We start from the raw sequence: 20603 nt of genomic DNA, 5'->3' as shown, positions 1-20603 counted from the left end.
TGCGTTACGAATAGATGTGAGGAAATAAGTAGCACAGGGAAGGACATTCATCAGCTTCGGCTGACGGATGTCCTTTATCACGGGCAAATGCACCCGAATTGACGTAAAAAGGGGATGAAGAACGGTGAATGGAGCATTTCAGCAGATGGCAGGACGGCTGATGGTTGCGTTAGATTATCCCAATGCACAACAGGCTGAGCAGTTAATTCGGCAGCTAGAAGGGATTCCTTGTTATATAAAAGTAGGTATGCAACTGTTTTATAGTGCAGGGCCAGCTTTTGTAGAACAACTAAAGTCCAGAGGATACTCCGTATTTCTGGATTTGAAAATGCATGATATCCCTAACACGGTGCGGGGAGGGGCAGAGAGCATTACCCGCTTAGGTGTAGATATGTTCAACGTACATGCTGCTGGGGGCGTTAATATGATGTCAGCCGCTAAAGCTGGTGCAGAAGCAGCTATTTCCGCAGACAGCTCGCTTTCCATGCCGCTCATTATTGCAGTCACACAGCTGACCAGCACGGATCAGACGACCATGAATAAGGAGTTAGGTATTCCTGGTACGGTACAGGATGCAGTGGTTCGTTACGCGCAACTGACCCGTGAGGCGGGACTGGATGGTGTGGTAGCTTCACCTTTGGAAGTGCCTGCCATTCGTGCTGTATGTGGATCAGACTTTAAGACGATAACTCCTGGCATACGCCCGGCAGGTAGTGCTACAGGCGATCAGTCGCGTGTGCTTACACCTCGCCAAGCCATTGCACAAGGCAGCAGCTACATTGTCGTTGGACGTCCTATCACCGCAGCAGCAGACCCACGCGCCGCAGCGGAACACATTATTGAGGAGATGATACAAGTATGACCACATTCAATAGTATACCTGAGCAAATTGCATCCCATCTGTTACGTATTCAGGCGGTGGCATTGCGCCCACAACAGCCTTTTACATGGACATCCGGCATTAAATCGCCAATTTACTGTGACAATCGCCTGACCATGTCCTACCCGGAGGTGCGCGAGCTGATCGCAGACTCATTTGCTGCCCTTATTCGTGAGCAATACCCCGAAACTGAAGTCATTGCAGGGACAGCTACAGCAGGGATTCCTCATGCAGCCTGGGTGGCGCAAAAGCTAAATCTGCCAATGGCCTATGTAAGGGACAAAGCCAAAGGACATGGGAAAGAAAACCAAATCGAAGGCCGTATTAGTGCAGGTCAGAAGGTTATGGTTATCGAGGATCTTATTTCTACAGGAGGCAGCTCCATTAAAGCAGCACAGGCCGTAGCACAAGCAGGCGCTCAGCCATTAGCGGTACTGGCCATTTTCAGCTACCAGCTAGACAAAGCGACTCAAGCCTTTGAAGAAGCGGGTGTGGAGCTGCAAAGCTTGTCCAATTATACAGCCCTGATGAACGTTGCCTTGCGTGAAGGAACCATTCAGGAAGAAGAGATGGAACTGCTGCGTTCCTGGCGCCAGGACCCCGCTTCCTTTGGTAAATAAGATGAGCTATAGAGGCCAATAGGTCTAATGATTAGAGCGATTCGTACTCTTTGCTAACCATTGTAGATTGTTATGGCCCAGGCCGTGTAAATCGAATTCGATCCGGTTACACTAACTCCTACCATCATGTGAAAAGAGGGAGCTCGGATGTATTGGATTTACTATGGCAGACTGTACACGACTAAATTTCAGGCAGGATGTCTGGCAAAAAGGTTGGAGCACGACGGCTGGATGTATGGCTACAATGATCCCCGCGCAGTGGAGGTGTACCGCTCGCGCAAAGGTCGTTATGGTGTCCGATTTATTCCGTAAGTCCACAAAAATAATTTTTAAAAAGAAAATTTTCGAAAGACTATTGACGAAACACAAGAAAATGTTGTATATTAATTAACGTTGCTGTTATGAATATGTGACGTGAATATACATGTTTTTTTGAGGGCCCTTAGCTCAGTTGGTTAGAGCGGTCGGCTCATAACCGATTGGTCGGGGGTTCGAGTCCCTCAGGGCCCATTTCCTCAAAAACCCTTGCTTAGCAAGGGTTTTTTCGTCGTTTATAGAAGCATTAGGAAAAGAGTGACACAGGACTACTGAAAGTGATTTACAAGATGGAAACTTAAAAGTGACCCTCTTATTAATCAAATAAATTTAATTTAATTTAATTAAACTTTTTGAAAAAGGAAGAATGGTATTGAATAATTTATCTATGAAAACCTTTTTCCATAAGAAGGATAACTTGGGGGACACTGTTTCCACAAAGAATACTATCTTATTAGTAGAAGTCCTTATATACCTATTTATTCATTTGTCGAAGTATTTTTAAGTTGATGACATAAATAAAGTGAAAATTGCCCGGACATTTATAACTATGACTTTATAAGCTAAGCATGTAGTTAACAATCATATTGATCAGCGAAGGAGTGGTGATTGTGAAGAACAAGGTGGGAAGTTTGAAAACTTCCCGAAAAAGTCCGGCTCAGCAATTAAGAAAAAAAGGAAAGCAAAATTTTATTTCATCTGTCAGATCGCTTCAGCTTATTACCTTACCCGAAGTAAAAAATCTAAAGGGCAAAAAAATCCGAACGACTGTACCAAATATAACCGGGACAATTACCGCCACAGTAGGGGATTATGATTCGAATACAAACCGAGTCCAGTTGATTAATATTATTAGTGACAGAACAGGAGTAAACTATGGAAATCTAAGTTATCTTCCTGATGAATTGAGTGGCTTAGAAGTGTTAGGCGGTGAGACACCGACACCAACACCAACACCAACACCAACACCAACACCAACACCAACACCAACACCAACACCAACACCTCAAAATTGTGCCATAACTGGAGGTAAAGGTAATCTCCTTTATTCGGGAGAAGCTAGTATCTCGATAGGGTCGGTAAGTTACACGGTACATGAATGCCAAATCGAAGTAACGCCAAAAGTTGCCGGAATACCTGTTCAAAAGTTTGTATTGAATAGAGACAAAAATAGAGTTGAAGGTACTTACCCTACAAGCATAGTAACGAGAATAAAATTTGCAATATGGGTAGTAAACAAGGAATTATGGATCGAAGTTGAATCTCAACACAAAAATTTATTGGGTAAATGGCTTAAGACTACGGGAGGAAAAACTAAAGTTGGTTCTTGGTCAGGATTGAAGTTTTAAATAAATTTAATAAGAGAGCAGTGAAGGTACCTTTCCTGCTCTTTTTATCTCTTGTAAAACAAAAGCTGTCGCACATACTCTTTTTTTCTCAGCCGACCGCCTTTGAATACTGTCGCTAAAGGTATTGGGAATTATGAGAATCAGCGTTTTTGGTATCGAGGGATAGGGAACAGATCGGATCGAAAGATTATTATGTCATTTGTTTTTTGTCACCTCATAACAAATTTATAAAGTTCTTTTTTTGAGAGGAATACCTATTGTGGACCGAAGTCTTGCCACCATGTTCTTCTATAGTAGAGTAGTTGTTCATATTTTATAATTACAATAACTATATCGTGACTGAACAAGCATCTTCAAAGTTTTATTCAATTTCGGAGCAAATCAGAATTTATAGTTTTAGGAATATAGGTGAAAGGCAACGGGATAATAACATACCCAAAACGGGGAAGGGGAAGAAAAACTATAATTTTGTTAAGGATACATTTGAGGATACCAATTTCTTGGGTAATAGCCATCACCAGGCACACCAGTACCGGGCATACCACTACCAGGCAGGCATACCACTACCAGATGTACTTCCGCCAGGTATAACAAGCTGCCCTGCCGCAGCAATCGCTATAATATCATCAGCTGTTGTAAATTGTGGTGCATCTGGTAGTGCTCCCTGAGGGAAAAACTTAACAGATCCAAAATTAGCGCCAGACGAAATATCAACTTCTTCAATATAAGCGGTTTTGTAAATAAACCCATTTTTCAATATCATATCTACCTTTTTTCTCAAAACTTTTGGCAGTAGGAACCGTTAAATATTGTATACTTCGATTTCTATTACGTTCATGTAGCTTTTCTTCCTAAATTTAGGTGAATGCAATCCATTGTATGTCTGTATATTTAAGGTTGCAATATTTAGGTTTTGAAGGGTCCGTATGATCTGTTATAAATACATATCCATAAGGTCGCCCCATTGCAACATCGGTTGAATCCCAAACATCGTAATTTTTCCTTTAATCAACACTCCTTGGTTTGTAAAAACATTTACTTCTTTATCTAAGTAAAGTTGTTTGATTAATTCTGGATATAGAGGGGGACGGGCATCAAATTGCATAGCGACAGGATAGTAATAAACCCAAAAAGCTTGCATTAAAATTAACCACCACCTTACAATACAATATTTCATACTGATAAACGCCTAATTTACTTAAACAAATTATTTAAACTAGCTACTGCTGGTGTATGTACGAATAATAATTACGATTGCATTAAACAAAAGCACTGCCCCAATAAACGGACAGTGCTTCTTTTGATATTCTCGAAATCACTTAACAAAGTGCCTAAGAAACTCGCTATCAAATCACCATTTTGATAATGATCGTTGACTCCGTACTCCCAGGAACGCTTATTCCAACCTTAGTTTACCTTGACGGTATACACCATTCTCAATTTACCGTTACCGCCGTAAATTTCTACTCTTGCGCTCGTTGCAGTGGTGGTTGTTACCACGCCGGAAGAGGAGACTGTGACATTTCCGCTCGCCACTTTATAAGTATCGCCCGGGTAATTTGACAGCGCATAGGAATAATTTCGTGGCAATGTAGCCGTTCTGTAATATACTCCGTTAACTTCTACAACAGGCGTAATTACTGGCGAAGGACCTACTGCTGCGGACGCACTAGGGACGATGATACTACCAATTAGCCCCAAAGACATTGCTGTTGTTAATAAGATTTTCTTAGTATTCATAAAAAATTCCTCCTGATGTATGATATGAGCTCCTAAAATATACCATGTAAAATTATTGATTTCGCTTTATTCGACAAATGTTGTCAAAATAATACAAAAAACGATTCTAAAGTCCTATAAGATACAAAATAATTAAAATATAACAATTAAAGAAATTCATTTTATTGTACTGTATTTTTGAACTATTCTCCTGGCTGTATAGTCTTTGATCCACACGGAATAAAAAACGGACGTCAGAGTGATTAGCTCCAAGCCCGTTTTTCGTATTTGTATTCTTTCTAGTTCTTGATATCAGTTGACAAGTTGATGTGCAAGTCTCTCATCGCTGTCTAGATTCCTTTCTACCATACGCTGTTTTAATGCAGACAGTTCCGCACACTGACGAATGGCTTCCGCTATAAGCTGGGCGACCTGTTTGGCTCCTTTGTCAGAAAAATGGGTATTATCCGTTATACCAGCGGGGTAATTAGGGTGCGCTTTTTCAGGCAAATACATAAATAGCTGCTGGGACTCTTTTTCACCCATGGAACGATAAAGCTGCTGAGAAGCTTCAAAAATATCGAGCAGGGGTGTTTTGGTTTCCGCGGCTACTTGTCTCATGGCAGCGGGATAGGCTCCTACAGCCAGCGGATCAGGTTCACCGTTTGCGGTGAATCGGCGGCGGCTTACAGAGGTCAATAGCACTGGAATTCCACCACGCTCTCTAGCGGACTGAATGTAATGAATTAAGTTTTGACGATAATCTCCATCAGGATCGGTATAGCGAGTGGGGTCTTCTTTTTTCTCATCGTTGTGTCCAAATTGAATAAACAGATAGTCTCCAGCTAGAATATCTTTTTCAATATCAGCTAATCGGCCTTCTGCTATAAAAGATTTGGTGCTTCGCCCATTGACAGCACGATTGTCCACATGAACAGACGGTGCCAAATAGCTTTGCAAGTGTTCACCCCAGCCTGTCATCGGTTTTTCGGTAGCCCCTTTTTGAGCTGCAGTGGAGTCCCCGGCGATAAACAGTCGAGTTGTGATCTGTTGTCTCGCCCGAGCATATCCATGTTTTTGAAGCCAAGTTTCCGCCAGATTGAGCCATTGATGGCATTCATGGTTGTCCTCTGACAGTCCCAAGCCGTGTCGTCCTTCCTCAAATACATGCAGTTCAAACGGAATACGTTCCCTGGATAATGAAAAAGCGAACAACAGACTATTTTCTACCGGTACAGCGCCATCATTGGCTGTAGTCCACATCAAAGTTGGAGGTGTCTTTGAAGTCACTTGCCGATCGGATGAAAAGGCTTGAAGCTGTTCCAGCGTCGGCTGTTCCCCTAAAAAATGCGTACGGCTTCCGATATGTGTATAAGGCTCATAAAATGAAATTACAGGGTATCCCAACAACAGAAGATCTGGCTTTACCGTCCCTATAGTGGAGACAATGGAGGCCAAGTGACCGCCTGCTGAAAAACCGATGAGCCCCACTTGGTCAGGGATGACCAGCCAGTCATGCGATGTTTGGCGAATCCATTGCAGAGCATGTTCTACATCCTCCAACAAGGAAGTAATCTCGAAATCACCGACTTGATACTCCAGCACACCCGCATGAATACCTAGATCGTTTAACCACCGAGCTATAGGCTCTCCTTCATGTGAGGCCAAATGCTCGTAACCACCGCCAGGTAATACCAATATAAAAGGACGAGCTTCACCAACTGCTAGGGGATAGAGGGAGAGAAAGGAAGTTTCTGACGGAAATTCTTCTTTTACAATCGGTTCTTTAGGACTAACAACATGTAACATAAGTAATTCCTCCAAATTTCTTTTTAACTGCCGCCAACCAAACAAAATCGACTTAAATTGGAATGATACGGATGTAAAAAATAATGCACACGTGAAAAAAATGATTTAAACCTTGTTATGAAAGCGCTATAATTTTGATGTGATGCAAAGAGCCAGAGGGGGAGCGCAATGAAAAAAGGAAGAATGTTCTACACCATTTTTATTACGATTCTGGTTTTAGGAATAGGATTTGTGGCCAGTTTTGGAAGCTACATCTATTTTACAACAATTAGCTCCGTTGTGGAGAGGGTTTCCAATACCAAGCAAAGCTATATGGCACAGATCAGAAATAGCCTGGAGCAGAAAATTCAAACGATTGAATATGCTTTTAATACGTATAGCACGACCAGTTCCTTTAATGATGTTGTGAAAAATCCCATTACAGAAAAAGATTTTATAGCGTATCGGAATGTGAATACTCAGCTCAATTATATTGCTACGATGGGATTAGAGGGAACGGAATATTCACTCATCAGTCTGGATCAGAATTGGAGAATCTCCAATGGAAGCCTGTCTTATTTGACGAAAGCAGAAAGGGAGAAGCTGGTTAATACCTATATCGACCATCAGAATCAGGGACTATTCTGGGTTAAAACAGATAAAGGGATTCGTTTTGTTAATACCTTGCCTGTATTCTCTAAGAAGAAGCAAGCCATTGCTCTGTCGGATATTTCGCTGCAAACATTAAATCATACGATTCAAACCGAGGATCATATGGCTGTTTTTATCTTGAATAATCAAGGCGATTTAATGTATGAAACCCAGCCTGCCGAACAATTATTGTCCACCCAGCAGCTCCAGCATATTTCAGAAGCCACAGTGAAGCCGAGCAACACAGGTATGCTAACTTTGGAGAAAACGGATCAGCAGCCTGCACGACAAGTCATCTATGCCAAATCTGCCTATAACAATTGGACTTACTTAACAGTATTAGATAAGAAAGAAATTGCGGATGCCTTTCAAACGACCAAATTTGGGATCATCATGATGGGACTTGTATTAACGCTCTTAATGGTGGTAGTGGCGTACTTCATTGCCATTTACTTTACAAAGCCATTTCAGCAAATAAAACGAAGCTTGCCTAAAAATCCTAATTTCGCTTTCAAAAATGAACCTTCTAAAAATGAAATTGAATGGATTATTAATTCCATCGATAACATTGTAACCGAGAAGGAAAGCTTGGAAAGTCTCATTCAGTCCGAAATGCCACAGTTGGAAACCCAATTGATTCTCAACCTGTTCCGCAAACGTATTTCTGCAGAGGAATTGGCACGAAAAATGCCACGCTTGGGTTATCCGCAGATCGAGAATCAAATGTATATTACCTTGTTAGTCCAACTGGATAATCTGGGAGATCGAGAGCCCTCGGATAAAGATGTTTTGCTGCTGGCTATTAACAAAATCGTAGAAGAAACGATTCCAGAGCAGCAGCGAATGCTTCCCATCATTTTGAACGATAACACTCAGGCCACCATATTAATTTTGACAGGGTTGAGCGAACAGGAAATGAGAAAGCAAGTCTTGGATGATGCGACCCTTTTGGTTCGAAACGTAAAAGAGTATTTAAATGTTTCCATCAGCATCGGCATTAGTACGGCGTATGATAACTTATTAGAAAGTAAAGAAGCCTGTGAGATGAGCAAGCAAGCTTTGCATCACCGTTTAAATTTAGGCAAAGAGTCGATTATTTTTTATGAAGATATTTCCATGGTCATTTCAGGTCCGGTGCTGCTCCATTATCCTACGGAATTGGAATCAAAACTATTTGATGCCATCCGAATAGGGGACGAAGAGCAGGTATATCATACCGTGCACTCATTATTGGAGGAAATGATGGTAAAAAACAATCATTCCATGAACTTTGAGGTGCTGTTGGTACGGTTTGTGAATAACCTCATCCAATTAGAGCAACTATTAGGGATTGAAGTGCTGCTGACGCAAGACAATCATGCCTTGTATCATCGTTTGCTGGACATCCGTAATCCGGAAGAGATAGAACGTATGCTGATAGAGCAAGTTATTTTCCCCATGGTAAAAAGCATGAAGGAGAAGACCAACCAGCAATTCCGCTGTCTCTCGGAGAAAATTGCTGCTATTATCCGTGCTGAATATGACCAGGAATTATCATTAGAACTCATTGGAGACCGACTTCATTACAATCCGAATTATTTAAGCAGTATTTTCAAAAAAGAATACGGAACGACGTTTAGTGAATATCTGATGGGCTACCGGCTGCAAATGGGTAAGAAGTGGCTCGTTGAGACAGATATGACGATTAAAGAAATCGCCGAGCGACTGCAATATCATAATTCGCAAAACTTTATCCGCTCTTTTCGGAAAAAGGAACAGGTTACACCGGGAGCTTACCGAAAGATGAAGCAAGCCAATTAACCTTTAACCGCTCCTAACAAAGCTCCTTTGACAAAGTGCTTTTGCACAAATGGATACACGATTAACATCGGAACGGTCGCAATGACAATGACCGCCATCTTAATCGTCTGCGCAGGCGGAATGACATCTACAGCAGTCCCTTCTGCCTGCATACCACTGGAAACGATTACAATTTGACGTAGCAAGACTTGAATCGGCCATTTGGCAGAATCATTGATATAGAGAATGGCGTGCATATACGTATTCCAGTAGGCAACAGCGTAGAATAGAGAGATGGTTGCAATAGAAGGCAGGGCTAATGGCAACATAATTTTAAAGAAGATACCAAAATCGTTGCACCCGTCCATCTTGGCTGATTCCTCCAGATCATCTGGCAGCGCCTGAAAGAAGTTACGCATGATAATCAGGTTAAACGCATTAATGGCCACAGGAAGAATCAAGGACCAATACGAATTGATAAGCCCCATGCTTTTTACAACCAGGAATGTTGGAATCATCCCCCCACTAAACAACATAGAAAACACGACAATGAAGTTAATCGTATTGCGGCCGAGTAGATATCTTCGGGATAATCCATAAGCCATAAAAGCAGTAAATATCATACTTACAACTGTACCGACGATCGTTACGCCGACCGAAACCCCGAGACCTCTAAAAATGGTGGGAGTCGACAGAATATAGCGGTAGGCATCCAAGGAAAAAGTAACTGGGAATAAAATGAACTTCTTGGCTATCACTTCTTCGGTTGAGGCAAAAGAGCTGGCGATGATATTCAAAAAAGGTAAGAGACAAGTGAGGGCAATGAGAATCAATAGTGTACTGTTTACAATGTTGAAGATACGGCTGCCCAGCGATTCTTTTTTTCGTAATTTTTGTTTTCGTAATGGCTGTGTCAATGTGGTTGACCTCCTCGTAATCGTTTACATGGCAACCTTATCAAGAGGAAAGAATTCCGTATATAATCAAATCTTGAGGTGTTCCCTAAGCCTGGAAAAAAGCGAATGATCATTAGGTTGTGTAGTAATCATTAGCTAAGGTGAAAGGTTGAAAAGTAGGCTGCACACCCAATTTTGTAAACGCTATCATTTGGTGATTATATACGGAATGCTGAAAATCGCATACTCTTGAAAACGTATACAGGAACGTTTGAAGGAGGTCGAACTAATGAAAGTTTCAAGTGTCCCCGCACCAAACATGAAAATGAAAAAGAACAAAAGAACGACGGAAAGCCTTTTACGAATGCAGAAACACAAGCTGCTCTATCTAATGGTTTTACCCGGACTGGTATACTTCATTATTTTTAAGTACTTTCCTATGGGGGGATTGGTGATTGCATTTCAGGATTATCAAGCTTTTCAGGGAATCACAGGCAGTCCATGGGTAGGCATGAAGCATTTTATTCGTTTGTTTACCGAGCCTACGTTTTTTATGCTGCTTCGCAATACGCTGGTTTTGTTTGCATTGAACATTGTAATCTTTTTTCCATTGCCCATCATTTTGGCGCTTATGCTGAACGAAGTCAGGAAGATGTTCTTTAAGAACATTATCCAAACCATTATCTACATCCCGCACTTTATGTCATGGGTTATCATTGTTTCGATTTCTTATGTATTCCTAACCGTAGACGGTGGGGTGCTGAATGAAATGATTGCCGCGCTAGGTGGTGAGAAGATCAGTTTCTTAACTTCTCCGCAATGGCTGCGAACAGTCTACATCGGGCAAGTGATTTGGAAGGAACTGGGCTGGTCTACCATCATTTATCTATCTGCGATTACAGTGGTAGATACGCAATTGTATGAGGCAGCAGAGATGGACGGAGCTGGACGCCTGAGAAAGACATGGCACGTTACCTTGCCTGCGATCCGCCCAGTCATTATTACATTGTTAATTTTGAAGATCGGTAGCACGTTGGATTTGGGCTTTGAGCATATGTATCTGCTATTGAACTCCTTAAACCGCGAAGTTGCCGAAATCTTTGACACTTACATTTATACTGCGGGCTTAAAGAATGGACAATTAAGTTTTAGTACAACGGTAGGGCTTTTTAAAGGTGTGGTAGGTTTAATCCTGATTATGGGCTCCAATCGACTGGCCAAGAAATTTGGTGAAGACGGCGTTTACTAATGACGACGGGAAGGATGCAAAATGGTGCGGTTTGTAGAAAACATGAACAAATGGTGCATGCGCCTGCTACGCCTGGTCTACCTTAATTTGCTTTGGACGGTTGCGACGATTCTGGGCTTGGGTTTTATAGGCGTTGGGCCTGCAACCGTTGCTATGCTTAGTATTTTAAGACAGTGGATTCGGGGCAATGAGGAAGTCGCTATTTTCCCGACGTTTGTACGTTACTTTAGAGAAAGCTTTAAAGAAGCAGCAATCATTGGCGGGCTTTACAGCCTTGTGGGTTACGTGCTCTACGTGGATATCGTCAACGTCTCGTCCTGGTATGTTCGTGTGGTGACGCTTATTGGAGCCTTTTTGTATCTTATCTCTTTGGCCTATATTTTCCCGCTGCTGGCTCACTATGATTGGAAAGGCATCAGACTGAAGGTCAAGATGTCAATAGTGATTGGATTTTCGTATTTACAATACACGCTTGTTCTTTTTGTAGCCATTGTCGTGCTATTTGCATTGATTCTAGGCTTGTACCCAGGAATTCTAACTTTTGCCGGAGTAAGTATTATGGGCTATCTCGTGATGTGGATGACGCATCAGGTATTCAGCAAAATAGAGCGAGAGGTTCTGGTGAAAGAGGAAGATATGGCATGAATATACAAACAGAAAAGGAGCAAACACGATGAAAAAGGGAATCACGACGAAAAAGGGAGTATCAGGCCTTCTTGCTGTACTAATGGTCATGAGTGTTTTTTTAGCAGCTTGTGGTGATAAGGGGGGGGAGGATCAAAGCGGCCAAACCTATGATCCGAAGTCCAAACTGGAGTTCACTTGGTTAAACGTATTGCATACAGCTTCTCCGCCTACAGAAACGATCAAAAGCAAAATTGAAGAATACACCAATTCTAAAATCACGTTCAACTGGGTGCCGGATGCTTCCAAAGAAGAGAGAATTACCACCGCACTGGCTTCTGGTGAACTGGCTGATATGGTGACGCTGACGATGATGACTAACTCTTCAGTGCGTAGTTCATTGAAATCAGGACTATTCTGGGATGTAGGAAAGTATTTGGATGATTATGAAAATTTGAAGAAGATCCCGCCTGAAGTGCGAGAAGCCGCATCCATTGAAGGGGTACTGTATGGCGTTCCGTTCCAGAAGAATCTGGCTCGGGCAGGTCTGGTCATTCGTCAGGATTGGCTGGATCGCTTAGGATTGAAGGTGCCGACGACACTGGATGAGTTGTATGAAGTTGCGAGAGCGTTTACAGAAGATGATCCGGATGGGAATGGAAAAAAGGATACGACTGGATTTGTTGACAGATCGGATCTACGCTACAGCAGCTTCAAAACTTTAAGTTCCTACTTTGGCACACCTAATGGCTGGAAAGTAGATGAAAGCGGAAAGTTTACGCCGGAATTTGATACTCCCCAATATTTGGAGACCTTAAAGTATTCGAATAAGTTATACAAAAACGGATATCTCTCTAAAGACTTTGCTGTAACCGCTAAAACGGACCAGCAGCAACAATTTGCACAAGGTAAAGCAGGTATTTATACAGGCATGATCGATATCTCTAACCTCAGAACCTTGTCCCAAGGCCTGCAAAAGGGGCTGAAGCTGGTACCAGTTAACAAGATTTCGAATGGAGATGGCAAATACCACGTATGGTCTGAGGGAAGCGGGGTAGGAGGTTTGCTGGCATTTCCGAAATCCGAAGTAAAAACAGAAGCTGAGTTGAAGAGACTGCTGCAATTTGTAGATGATTTAATTGACAAAGATGTATATATGTATATGACCGGTGGTATTGAAGGCACTCATTATAAAATCGAAAAAGATGGAGCCTTCAAAATTACGAATACAGATTTGTGGCAAGCAGATGTTCAGCCATTTTCAAGCTCCAGACCAAGTGAAGTGACTTATAACTTAAAAGATGCCAATCCAGAAAAGGAACTGGCTAATGAATTAGTCCGAGAAAATAATGAATTTGCTGTTCTGGACCCGACCGTGCCACTGGATTCAGTCACCGCTAATGAGCAAGGAACAGAGCTGGAGAAAATCATTACCGACGCCTCCTTCAAATTTATTATGGGTGAGCTTGACGAAGCCGGATTTAAAGCAGCCGTAGAAAACTGGAAAAACTCCGGTGGATCACGGATTACTGCTGAGTATGAGGAAGCGTATAAGAAAACGAAAAAATAAAGATATAGGTTGAGCATGAGTGTACATGAATTGCCACTACGCAGGCGGAAGGTGCTTACCATCGCTGACACTTGTCCAGCACCATTCCGCCTATTCCGTTTTCCAGTGTATTTTCAAGCCCAGTCTATAAATCATTTTCGTATTCACAAAAAAAAGACAGGAGAGAACGAAATGCAATTGTATAACATTGTAGAATATGGAGCAGTTCAGGATGGCACGACGTTGGCTACGGGAGCGATTGCGGCTGCCATTGAAGCGGCCAGCAATGCTGGAGGAGGAACCGTTGTTGTTCCGTCTGGGACGTATCTGACAGGTGCTATCTTTCTGAAAAATAACATTGAACTACATGTAAGTCCTGGCGCAATTCTGTCCTTCAGTACGGATCTGGCTGATTACCCTGTAGTGGAATCCAGATGGGAAGGCGTTCAGCGGGAAGTGCATGCGTCATGCATTTATGGACAGAATCTTGAGAATATTTCAGTTACAGGTAGCGGAACGCTGGATGGAAATGGTCAGCCGTGGTGGGAAAAGCACCGAAATCATCCAGAGGAGTTACAGTATCCGAGACCCAAATTAATCAGCTTTGACCGTTGTCAGCGGGTTACCATTAAAGATGTTATGTTAAAAAATTCCCCCAGTTGGACTGTGAACCCCATCGCTTGCTATAACGTTACGATTGATAATTTGTCCATTCTTAACCCGGCGGACTCCCCCAATACGGATGGCATTAATCCTGAATCCTGTTCCAATGTTCGTATTAGCAACTGCAATATAGATGTGGGCGATGATTGTATTGCGATCAAAGCGGGGACCGAAGATACACAAGAGCGAATTCCATGTGAAAATATTACGATTACCAACTGTACGATGGTGCATGGACATGGCGCAGTTGTACTGGGGAGCGAAATGAGTGGTGATATTCGTAATGTTACGATCAGCAATTGTGTGTTCAAGCAAACAGATCGGGGTATACGTCTGAAATCCAGACGGGGACGTGGCGGAATCATCGAGGATATCCGCGTCAGCAACATTGTGATGGAGGAGGTCATTTGTCCATTTATTCTGAACCTGTATTATTTCTGCGGCCCTCGGGGCAAAGACAAATATGTGTGGGACAAAAATCCCTATCCGATTACCGATGAAACCCCGTGCTTTAGACGAATTCATTTTTCCGATATTACGGCACGACAGGTTCATGCGGCTGCTGGATTCTTATACGGACTAGCAGAACAATATATTGCTGAAATTACATTCTCCAATATTGATATTTCTATGGCTAAAAATGCAATTCCCGGTCGTCCGGCCATGATGACAGGGATCGAAGATATGAATAACCGTGGTTTTTATCTAGGTAACGTGAGGGATATTCGTTTTCAACAGGTGACGATTGAAAATCATCAAGGTCCTGCCTTTTATATTGAGAATGGGGAAGACGTTGAAATCAATCGTTGCCATTCGAAGAATACAGCTGAGCCCGAAAAGCTGATAGAACAAGTAACGATACAACCTTCTGAACAAAATAGGATGAATTAGGAGGACATGAAAGGAGGTACAACGTGGATAAATTACAAGCATTGTTGGGAGACCTTCCGGCAGATCGCCCTATAACGGCAACTCTGTTGAATGAAGAAGAGCGTGAGGGGTACCGACTGGAGTGTCTCCTGCTGGACTTGAACGGGATCGAATCTGTACCCGCTTATGTAGCTACACCCTTGCAAGGGAACGGTCCGTTTCCAATGGTCGTTTTTAACCATTCGCATGGGGGCAACTATACGAATGGACGTAAGGAACTGCTCCATAGCAGCTCTTACTTGCAGCAGCCCTCGTTTGCTACAACCCTGACAGACATGGGGTACTGCGTATGCTGCATTGACATGTGGGGCTTCAATGAACGTGGGGGCAAAACCGAAAGCGAGCTGGTAAAGGAAATGCTCTGGCAGGGCCAAGTGCTGTGGGGCATGATGCTGTATGATAACCGTCGCTTGGTGGATTATATGTGCCAGCGTGAAGACATTGATGCTTCCCGTATCGCAACAATCGGTATGTCGATGGGCGGACTCATGGCATGGTGGATGGCTGCGTTAGATGAACGGATACAGGTTACGGTTGATATTTGTGGACAGGTAGATGCCCATACGCTAATCGCTAAACGGGGATTGGACCATCATGGCTTTTATTCCTATGTCCCCGGCTTGCTGAAGCATTTTACCACCCTTGATATTCAAAAGCGGATCGTACCTCGTCCACGGATGAGTATAACAGGTCAAAATGACCGGATGTGTCCTATTGAAGGAGTCGAGCATTTGGCAAAAGGGTTGCTGGAAGCTTACCAGCAGGCAGGTCACCCAGAGCATTGGCAGCCTGTGATTGCAGGCGGTGGACATATGGAGACGCTGCAAATGCGCACGGCGTGGCAGACATTTTTAGCCAAGCACCTGTAAATCAAATGAAAGGATCGGGGTAATCATGCTAGTTGGAAAAGAATCCTTTTGTGATTTCCATACGATTCAGGAGGCAATTGCTGTATTGGAGCAGTCGGCTTCCAATGAAATGGAAACGTTAACTATTTTATCAGGTATTTATGAGGAAGAGGTGCGAATTTACCGTTCGTATCTTCATATTATAGGCATCGGGCAGGTAGAGATTCGAATGAATCGGTATGCCAAGGAGCGGAATGAAGCGGGTGAGGAAATAGGGACCTTTGCGACACCCACTTTATTTTTAGGCGGTAGCCATCTGATCTTGGAAAATCTCACGATTTCCAACACGGCAGGACAGGGAGAAGCCATTGGGCAGGCCGTTGCGGTATACGCTCATTGCGATGAAACGGTCTTTAGAAACTGTACCTTTAAAGGGCACCAGGATACTTTATTTACAGGCCCTCTACCTCCTGCACCGAAAGAACGACTCCAGTTTGGTGGAATCCATTTGAAGGAGCACCATAGACACTATCGGCAGCTCTATCAGCATTGTTATATAGAGGGTACGGTGGACTTTATTTTTGGTGGGGCTACCGCTTATTTTGAAGATTGCGAAATTCGCAGTTTACGCCATCATGAGAACCAAACGAGCTACGTCACAGCCGCCTCTACGCCGCAAGGACAAGCGTATGGCTATGTATTCAACCAATGCTACCTAACTGCAGAGCCTGATATTACCCCGGTTTTTTTGGGCCGTCCGTGGCGGGAATATGCCAAAACCGTATTTGTCGATTGTAAAATGGGCGATCATATTGACCCACGTGGCTGGGACAATTGGAACAATGTTGCGAACGAGAAAACCGTCTGTTATCAGGAATATAACGGACCCGATGAAGTTGCTACGTTACGTAAGCAGCGTGTTCCGTGGGCGGATTGTTTTGAGGCGGGAACAGAAGCATGGAGCAAGGAACAGGTTTTTGCTGAAGTCACATTTTGGAAGTAAGGAGAAGTGAGGTCTCATGATGATCCAAAATCCCATATTAAAAGGCTTTAATCCCGATCCGTGTATTACACGAGCCCTGGATACTTACTATATTGTGGTGTCATCGTTTGAGTGGCTGCCTGGAGTACGGGTGTACCAGTCCAAAGATTTGGCCCATTGGGAGCACTGCACAGATATTTTGACCGATCAGGTTGACTTAAGAGGTAATCCTAAAAATTGCAGTATTTGGGCACCACAGCTTAGTTATGCGGATAACCTTTTTTATCTGCTCTATACGGATGTGAAAAGCACCAAACGTCCGTTCAAGGATGTTCATAATTTTGTGATGACGGCGCCTACGATCCAAGGACCGTGGTCGAAGCCCGTTTATCTGAATAGTAGCGGATTTGATCCGTCTTTATTTCATGATGAGGACGGACGCAAATGGCTGTTGAACGCATTGTGGGATTATCGCATGTTGGAAAGCAATAAATCTTCCGGTATCGTTATGCAGGAGTATGATAGCAAGCAACAACAGCTCATTGGGGAGCCTGTTAAAATCTTTGATTGTACTCCTTTGAAGAAAACAGAAGCGCCTCATATCTACAAGCAAAACGGATATTATTATCTTGTTACAGCGGAAGGCGGAACGGGTACGGGGCATGCCGTTACCGTAGCACGCTCGAAGCAAATAACCGGACCATATGAAGTAGACCCGCACAACCCGATGCTTACATCACGTGATCGACAGGATTTCCCGTTACAATGTGCAGGACATGGCAGTCTTGTACAAACACCGGACGGCGAATGGTACATGGCTCATTTATGCACACGCCCGGTAGAGGGGAAATATGCCATTTTGGGACGGGAAACAGCCTTGCAGCAAGTGTACTGGAATGATGAAGGCTGGCTGCGATTAACCGCGGGGGGCCATACGCCTCAATTGGAGGTGCCTGCACCTCAAGGGACAATTTCGGTTAAGCAAGAGCAAAAGAGTAATATTTTCGAGGATTTTTTCGAGGGAGCCCTATTAGATAAAACGTGGAACACATTGCGTATCCTAGCGAACGAGAGCTGGTGTTCATTAAGTCAGCGCCCGGGCTATCTTCGAATCCATGCTGGGGAATCCATACAAAGTCTGTTCCAGCATCACGTGCTTGCCATTCGGCAAACAGATCATCATTTCCGGGTAGAAACAGCACTGGAGTACCAGCCAACAAGCTATTTGCAGATGGCGGGGCTACTACTGTACCTTAATGAAGAAGATTATTTGTACGCCTATATTAGCTATGAGGAAGGACAAGGGAAGGTACTACGCTTGATGCGATGTGAAGCCAATACATTTACTTTAGTTCCCCAAGCGATTACGCTTCAGGACGATCTTCCTATACATTTAGCTGTGGAAGTCCATGCATCCCACGGGCAATTTTATTATGGAGTCGGAGATAGATCTGCTTGGAAGCGACTTTTTGAAATGCAGGATATCAGCTTTTTATCCGGTGGTTTTACAGGGAATTTTGTAGGTATTGCTGCTCATGATATGCAACAGTTCCAAGGAAGCTACGCTGATTTTTCTCATTTCTTATATCATGGTATGGATCATCTTTCTTCATAAAAAATATTATAATGATGAATGCTGAAAGCACCTTTATGGGTGCTTTTTTGTTTATGCACGTTATCTTTTCACATTATAACTTCGCAAAACCTCCAAAAAAGCGGTGCATGCTTTCGTCTCAAATACTGCAGAAGGGGTCAGAAAAGAAAATTTCCGAATGAACGGGAGATTGAGAATATCCAATACTTCTAATGTTCCCAAAGCAAGTTCCTTCTGAATGACCCATTGGGACAGCAAAGAAATCCCCAAGCCTGCTTCTACAGACTCTTTGATGATCTGTGTACTGCCAAAATTCATCATATGAGAAGGATAAAATCGAAGCTGTGCAAACATCTTTTCAGCCGCCTCCCGGGTTCCAGAGCCTTCTTCCCGCAGAATCCAGATGTCCTCATGCAGCTCATTTATATCCACTTGAGATTTACCAGCCAAACGATGATTTTGCGGAACGACGATATACATTCGATCATCAGCAAATGATTCAATGTGTAGATGGTCATGCTGAAATTCTCCTTCGATAATCCCCACATCCAGTTGATTATGGATCACGAGCTTTTCAATTTCCAATGTATTGCCGATGGTAATGGAGGGCTGAATGAGTGGATACTGGATTCTCATTTGCGCAATCACATGCGGCAGCACATATTCGCCATACGTGTAGCTTGCACCAATAGACAGGTTACCCTTTGCCGTATGCATTAGCTCATCCACCAAGTACTGCATACGTGTATGGAGTCGGATAATCTCCTGGGCATGATGATACACAATTTCACCTGCTTTGGTTAAGCGCACATATTTATTACTACGCTCCAGGAGACGGGTTCCTACGCTACGTTCCAGCATTTGAATATACTGACTTACCGCAGGTTGGGTCATGTGTAATACCTCGGCAGCTCGTGTGAAGTTTTGTTTCTCTGCGACCCTAACAAATACGATTAAAGATTGGTCCAAAGCCCATTCCTCCAAATTTATTATATCTATTTACTTATTATCATAATTATAATGATTTATTTTTCTTATGACAAAAAACATATTAAGCTGGATGTATGTAGAATTGGAGGGGTTCACCATGAATAGTCATACACAACATACCAAATTATTTTCGAACAGAGGGCGATTATTCCAGCGTATATTTGGCATTATCCTCACGATGTTATTTGCTTTGGCAGGCTACGGTCTGAACGAATTGCCAGGCTTTCATTATGTAGGTCCATTGGCTTGTGCCATGTTTCTCGCTATTCTGTACCGACAGTTGTGGGGATACCCTGAAGCTGTGCGCTCAGGGGTTGAGTTTTCAGCAAAGAAAATACTACGCGGAGCGATTGTGTTATTTGGGCTGAAGCTGAATATGGATGTTGTCATTCATCATGGACTGGGTTTACTTTTGCGTGATGTGGGCACCGTTGTATTTTCCATCTTTTTTACGGTTTGGCTGGCAAAACGTTTCAAGGCAGATGCTTCGCTTTCGCTTCTTCTTGGTATTGGAACAGGAGTTTGCGGTGCAGCAGCGATTGCAGCGGTTTCTCCCTTGTTAAAATCCAAAGATGAGGATACAGCCATAGGAGTAGGACTCATTGCCTTGGTTGGTACGATATTTGCCATTTTGTTTACCGTGCTTCGACCCTGGCTTCCTTTGACGGATATGCAATATGGGATCTGGTCGGGCGTCAGTTTACATGAAATTGCACATGTGGCCTTAGCTGCAGCGCCTGCCGGACAGGATGCTCTTGCAATGGGCTTATTAGCCAAACTGGGGCGTGTTTTCTTGCTCATACCGCTCAGCTTTGTTTTAATGGTTTGGATGAAACGAACCGGAAAAATTCGTACAGATGCTAAAGTGGAGTTTCCCTGGTTCCTCATCGGCTTTATGGCTACAAGTGTTGTGGGCAGCTATGTTTTTGGAAAATATATTGTAGTTCCATCTAGTCTGACAAACGGAATTTCTCAAGTTACCACCTTTATGTTAACGATGGCTATGGTAGGTATGGGGCTGAATGTGAGCTTTAAGGCTTTGCGAGAGAAAGCAATGCTTCCCTTACTGGTACTGTCTGTTACCTCGATCATTCTTATAGGTTTAACATTTTTAACAGTGTGAACATGAAGTATTCGTTTGTGATAAGATTGCTAGTAAACCAGATTAATAAAACTG

Annotated in this window: 19 protein-coding genes and 1 tRNA gene; 14 read left to right on the top strand and 6 right to left on the bottom strand. The window is 43.1% G+C overall.

The window, feature by feature from the left end; all coding sequences use genetic code 11:
• The first annotated feature begins 124 nt into the window (after positions 1-124).
• The 5 genes from pyrF (at position 125) to MKY98_RS16580 (ending at position 3164) form a co-directional block, all read left to right on the top strand.
• Positions 125-862: an orotidine-5'-phosphate decarboxylase gene (gene pyrF, locus MKY98_RS16600; protein ID WP_069010290.1), complete on the top strand. Its 738-nt coding sequence runs from the start codon at positions 125-127 to the stop codon at positions 860-862.
• A complete protein-coding gene (gene pyrE / locus MKY98_RS16595) occupies positions 859-1500 on the top strand; it encodes an orotate phosphoribosyltransferase (protein ID WP_013311063.1) in 642 nt (213 codons plus the stop codon). Before pyrF ends, pyrE begins: the two co-directional genes overlap by 4 nt.
• A 147-nt stretch (positions 1501-1647) precedes the next feature.
• Positions 1648-1812, top strand: a complete 165-nt coding sequence (locus MKY98_RS16590) for a hypothetical protein (RefSeq protein WP_014282411.1) — start codon at positions 1648-1650, stop codon at positions 1810-1812.
• 124 nt (positions 1813-1936) lie between these two features.
• A tRNA-Ile gene (locus MKY98_RS16585) sits at positions 1937-2010 on the top strand.
• A 416-nt stretch (positions 2011-2426) separates the two neighbouring features.
• Entirely contained in the window at positions 2427-3164 is a 738-nt protein-coding gene (locus tag MKY98_RS16580; RefSeq protein ID WP_341011026.1) for a hypothetical protein, read from the top strand.
• 544 nt (positions 3165-3708) lie between these two features.
• On the opposite strand, the gene MKY98_RS16575 is transcribed toward MKY98_RS16580, so the two are convergent.
• The 4 genes from MKY98_RS16575 to MKY98_RS16560 form a co-directional block, all read right to left on the bottom strand.
• Positions 3709-3927: a hypothetical protein gene (locus MKY98_RS16575; protein ID WP_176715676.1), complete on the bottom strand. Its 219-nt coding sequence runs from the start codon at positions 3925-3927 to the stop codon at positions 3709-3711.
• A gap of 171 nt (positions 3928-4098) precedes the next feature.
• Positions 4099-4305, bottom strand: a complete 207-nt coding sequence (locus MKY98_RS16570) for a hypothetical protein (protein ID WP_069010292.1) — start codon at positions 4303-4305, stop codon at positions 4099-4101.
• Positions 4306-4571: 266 nt separating this feature from the next.
• Complete coding sequence (locus tag MKY98_RS16565) at positions 4572-4904, bottom strand: hypothetical protein (protein ID WP_069010293.1); 333 nt, start codon at positions 4902-4904, stop codon at positions 4572-4574.
• Between the two features lie 291 nt (positions 4905-5195).
• Positions 5196-6692 carry a GDSL-type esterase/lipase family protein gene (locus tag MKY98_RS16560; RefSeq protein ID WP_029517729.1) on the bottom strand — a complete coding sequence of 499 codons (1497 nt, stop codon included), beginning with the start codon at positions 6690-6692 and terminating at the stop codon, positions 5196-5198.
• Positions 6693-6860: 168 nt separating this feature from the next.
• Here MKY98_RS16560 and MKY98_RS16555 point away from each other — a divergent pair, with 168 nt between their 5' ends.
• Positions 6861-9122, top strand: coding sequence for a helix-turn-helix domain-containing protein (locus MKY98_RS16555; RefSeq protein WP_069010294.1), 2262 nt, complete (start codon positions 6861-6863; stop codon positions 9120-9122).
• On the opposite strand, the gene MKY98_RS16550 is transcribed toward MKY98_RS16555, so the two are convergent.
• The gene (locus tag MKY98_RS16550) at positions 9119-10018 is read right to left on the bottom strand and encodes a carbohydrate ABC transporter permease (protein WP_013311057.1); all 900 of its coding nucleotides are present in this window, start codon (positions 10016-10018) and stop codon (positions 9119-9121) included. The two genes, MKY98_RS16555 and MKY98_RS16550, sit on opposite strands and share 4 nt — an antisense overlap.
• A gap of 268 nt (positions 10019-10286) precedes the next feature.
• Between MKY98_RS16550 and MKY98_RS16545 the strand changes: the two genes are divergently transcribed.
• From MKY98_RS16545 to MKY98_RS16515, 7 genes are all read left to right on the top strand, one after another.
• Positions 10287-11246, top strand: a complete 960-nt coding sequence (locus tag MKY98_RS16545) for an ABC transporter permease (protein ID WP_023989418.1) — start codon at positions 10287-10289, stop codon at positions 11244-11246.
• 21 nt (positions 11247-11267) lie between these two features.
• Positions 11268-11891: a YesL family protein gene (locus tag MKY98_RS16540; RefSeq protein WP_069010295.1), complete on the top strand. Its 624-nt coding sequence runs from the start codon at positions 11268-11270 to the stop codon at positions 11889-11891.
• A 28-nt stretch (positions 11892-11919) separates the two neighbouring features.
• Complete coding sequence (locus MKY98_RS16535) at positions 11920-13440, top strand: extracellular solute-binding protein (RefSeq protein ID WP_029517726.1); 1521 nt, start codon at positions 11920-11922, stop codon at positions 13438-13440.
• A gap of 171 nt (positions 13441-13611) precedes the next feature.
• Complete coding sequence (locus MKY98_RS16530; RefSeq protein WP_069010296.1) at positions 13612-14973, top strand: glycoside hydrolase family 28 protein; 1362 nt, start codon at positions 13612-13614, stop codon at positions 14971-14973.
• A 23-nt stretch (positions 14974-14996) separates the two neighbouring features.
• Positions 14997-15881: a dienelactone hydrolase family protein gene (locus MKY98_RS16525; protein ID WP_029517724.1), complete on the top strand. Its 885-nt coding sequence runs from the start codon at positions 14997-14999 to the stop codon at positions 15879-15881.
• A gap of 25 nt (positions 15882-15906) precedes the next feature.
• Positions 15907-16863 carry a pectinesterase family protein gene (locus MKY98_RS16520; RefSeq protein WP_029517723.1) on the top strand — a complete coding sequence of 319 codons (957 nt, stop codon included), beginning with the start codon at positions 15907-15909 and terminating at the stop codon, positions 16861-16863.
• A 16-nt stretch (positions 16864-16879) separates the two neighbouring features.
• Positions 16880-18457 carry a glycoside hydrolase family 43 protein gene (locus MKY98_RS16515; protein WP_069010297.1) on the top strand — a complete coding sequence of 526 codons (1578 nt, stop codon included), beginning with the start codon at positions 16880-16882 and terminating at the stop codon, positions 18455-18457.
• A 60-nt stretch (positions 18458-18517) separates the two neighbouring features.
• Here MKY98_RS16515 and MKY98_RS16510 read toward each other — a convergent pair whose 3' ends face one another.
• The gene (locus MKY98_RS16510; protein ID WP_029517721.1) at positions 18518-19405 is read right to left on the bottom strand and encodes a LysR family transcriptional regulator; all 888 of its coding nucleotides are present in this window, start codon (positions 19403-19405) and stop codon (positions 18518-18520) included.
• A gap of 118 nt (positions 19406-19523) precedes the next feature.
• Between MKY98_RS16510 and MKY98_RS16505 the strand changes: the two genes are divergently transcribed.
• Complete coding sequence (locus MKY98_RS16505) at positions 19524-20549, top strand: YeiH family protein (RefSeq protein WP_069010298.1); 1026 nt, start codon at positions 19524-19526, stop codon at positions 20547-20549.
• Positions 20550-20603 lie beyond the last annotated feature (54 nt).

This window comes from Paenibacillus sp. FSL M8-0228 (assembly GCF_038007385.1).
GTDB lineage: Bacteria > Bacillota > Bacilli > Paenibacillales > Paenibacillaceae > Paenibacillus > Paenibacillus polymyxa_D.
Note: the sequence above shows the minus strand (reverse complement) of the source record. Positions and strands in the feature narration are given on the sequence as shown.

Coding starts and splice junctions, on each gene's coding strand:
- MKY98_RS16590 (WP_014282411.1), top strand. CDS start 1,648: ATGTATTGGATTTACTATGGCAGACTGTACACGACTAAATTTCAGGCA.
- MKY98_RS16505 (WP_069010298.1), top strand. CDS start 19,524: ATGAATAGTCATACACAACATACCAAATTATTTTCGAACAGAGGGCGA.
- MKY98_RS16545 (WP_023989418.1), top strand. CDS start 10,287: ATGAAAGTTTCAAGTGTCCCCGCACCAAACATGAAAATGAAAAAGAAC.
- MKY98_RS16565 (WP_069010293.1), bottom strand. CDS start 4,904: ATGAATACTAAGAAAATCTTATTAACAACAGCAATGTCTTTGGGGCTA.
- pyrE (WP_013311063.1), top strand. CDS start 859: ATGACCACATTCAATAGTATACCTGAGCAAATTGCATCCCATCTGTTA.
- MKY98_RS16540 (WP_069010295.1), top strand. CDS start 11,268: ATGGTGCGGTTTGTAGAAAACATGAACAAATGGTGCATGCGCCTGCTA.
- MKY98_RS16570 (WP_069010292.1), bottom strand. CDS start 4,305: ATGCAAGCTTTTTGGGTTTATTACTATCCTGTCGCTATGCAATTTGAT.
- MKY98_RS16530 (WP_069010296.1), top strand. CDS start 13,612: ATGCAATTGTATAACATTGTAGAATATGGAGCAGTTCAGGATGGCACG.
- MKY98_RS16575 (WP_176715676.1), bottom strand. CDS start 3,927: ATGATATTGAAAAATGGGTTTATTTACAAAACCGCTTATATTGAAGAA.
- MKY98_RS16560 (WP_029517729.1), bottom strand. CDS start 6,692: ATGTTACATGTTGTTAGTCCTAAAGAACCGATTGTAAAAGAAGAATTT.
- MKY98_RS16520 (WP_029517723.1), top strand. CDS start 15,907: ATGCTAGTTGGAAAAGAATCCTTTTGTGATTTCCATACGATTCAGGAG.
- MKY98_RS16535 (WP_029517726.1), top strand. CDS start 11,920: ATGAAAAAGGGAATCACGACGAAAAAGGGAGTATCAGGCCTTCTTGCT.
- MKY98_RS16555 (WP_069010294.1), top strand. CDS start 6,861: ATGAAAAAAGGAAGAATGTTCTACACCATTTTTATTACGATTCTGGTT.
- MKY98_RS16515 (WP_069010297.1), top strand. CDS start 16,880: ATGATGATCCAAAATCCCATATTAAAAGGCTTTAATCCCGATCCGTGT.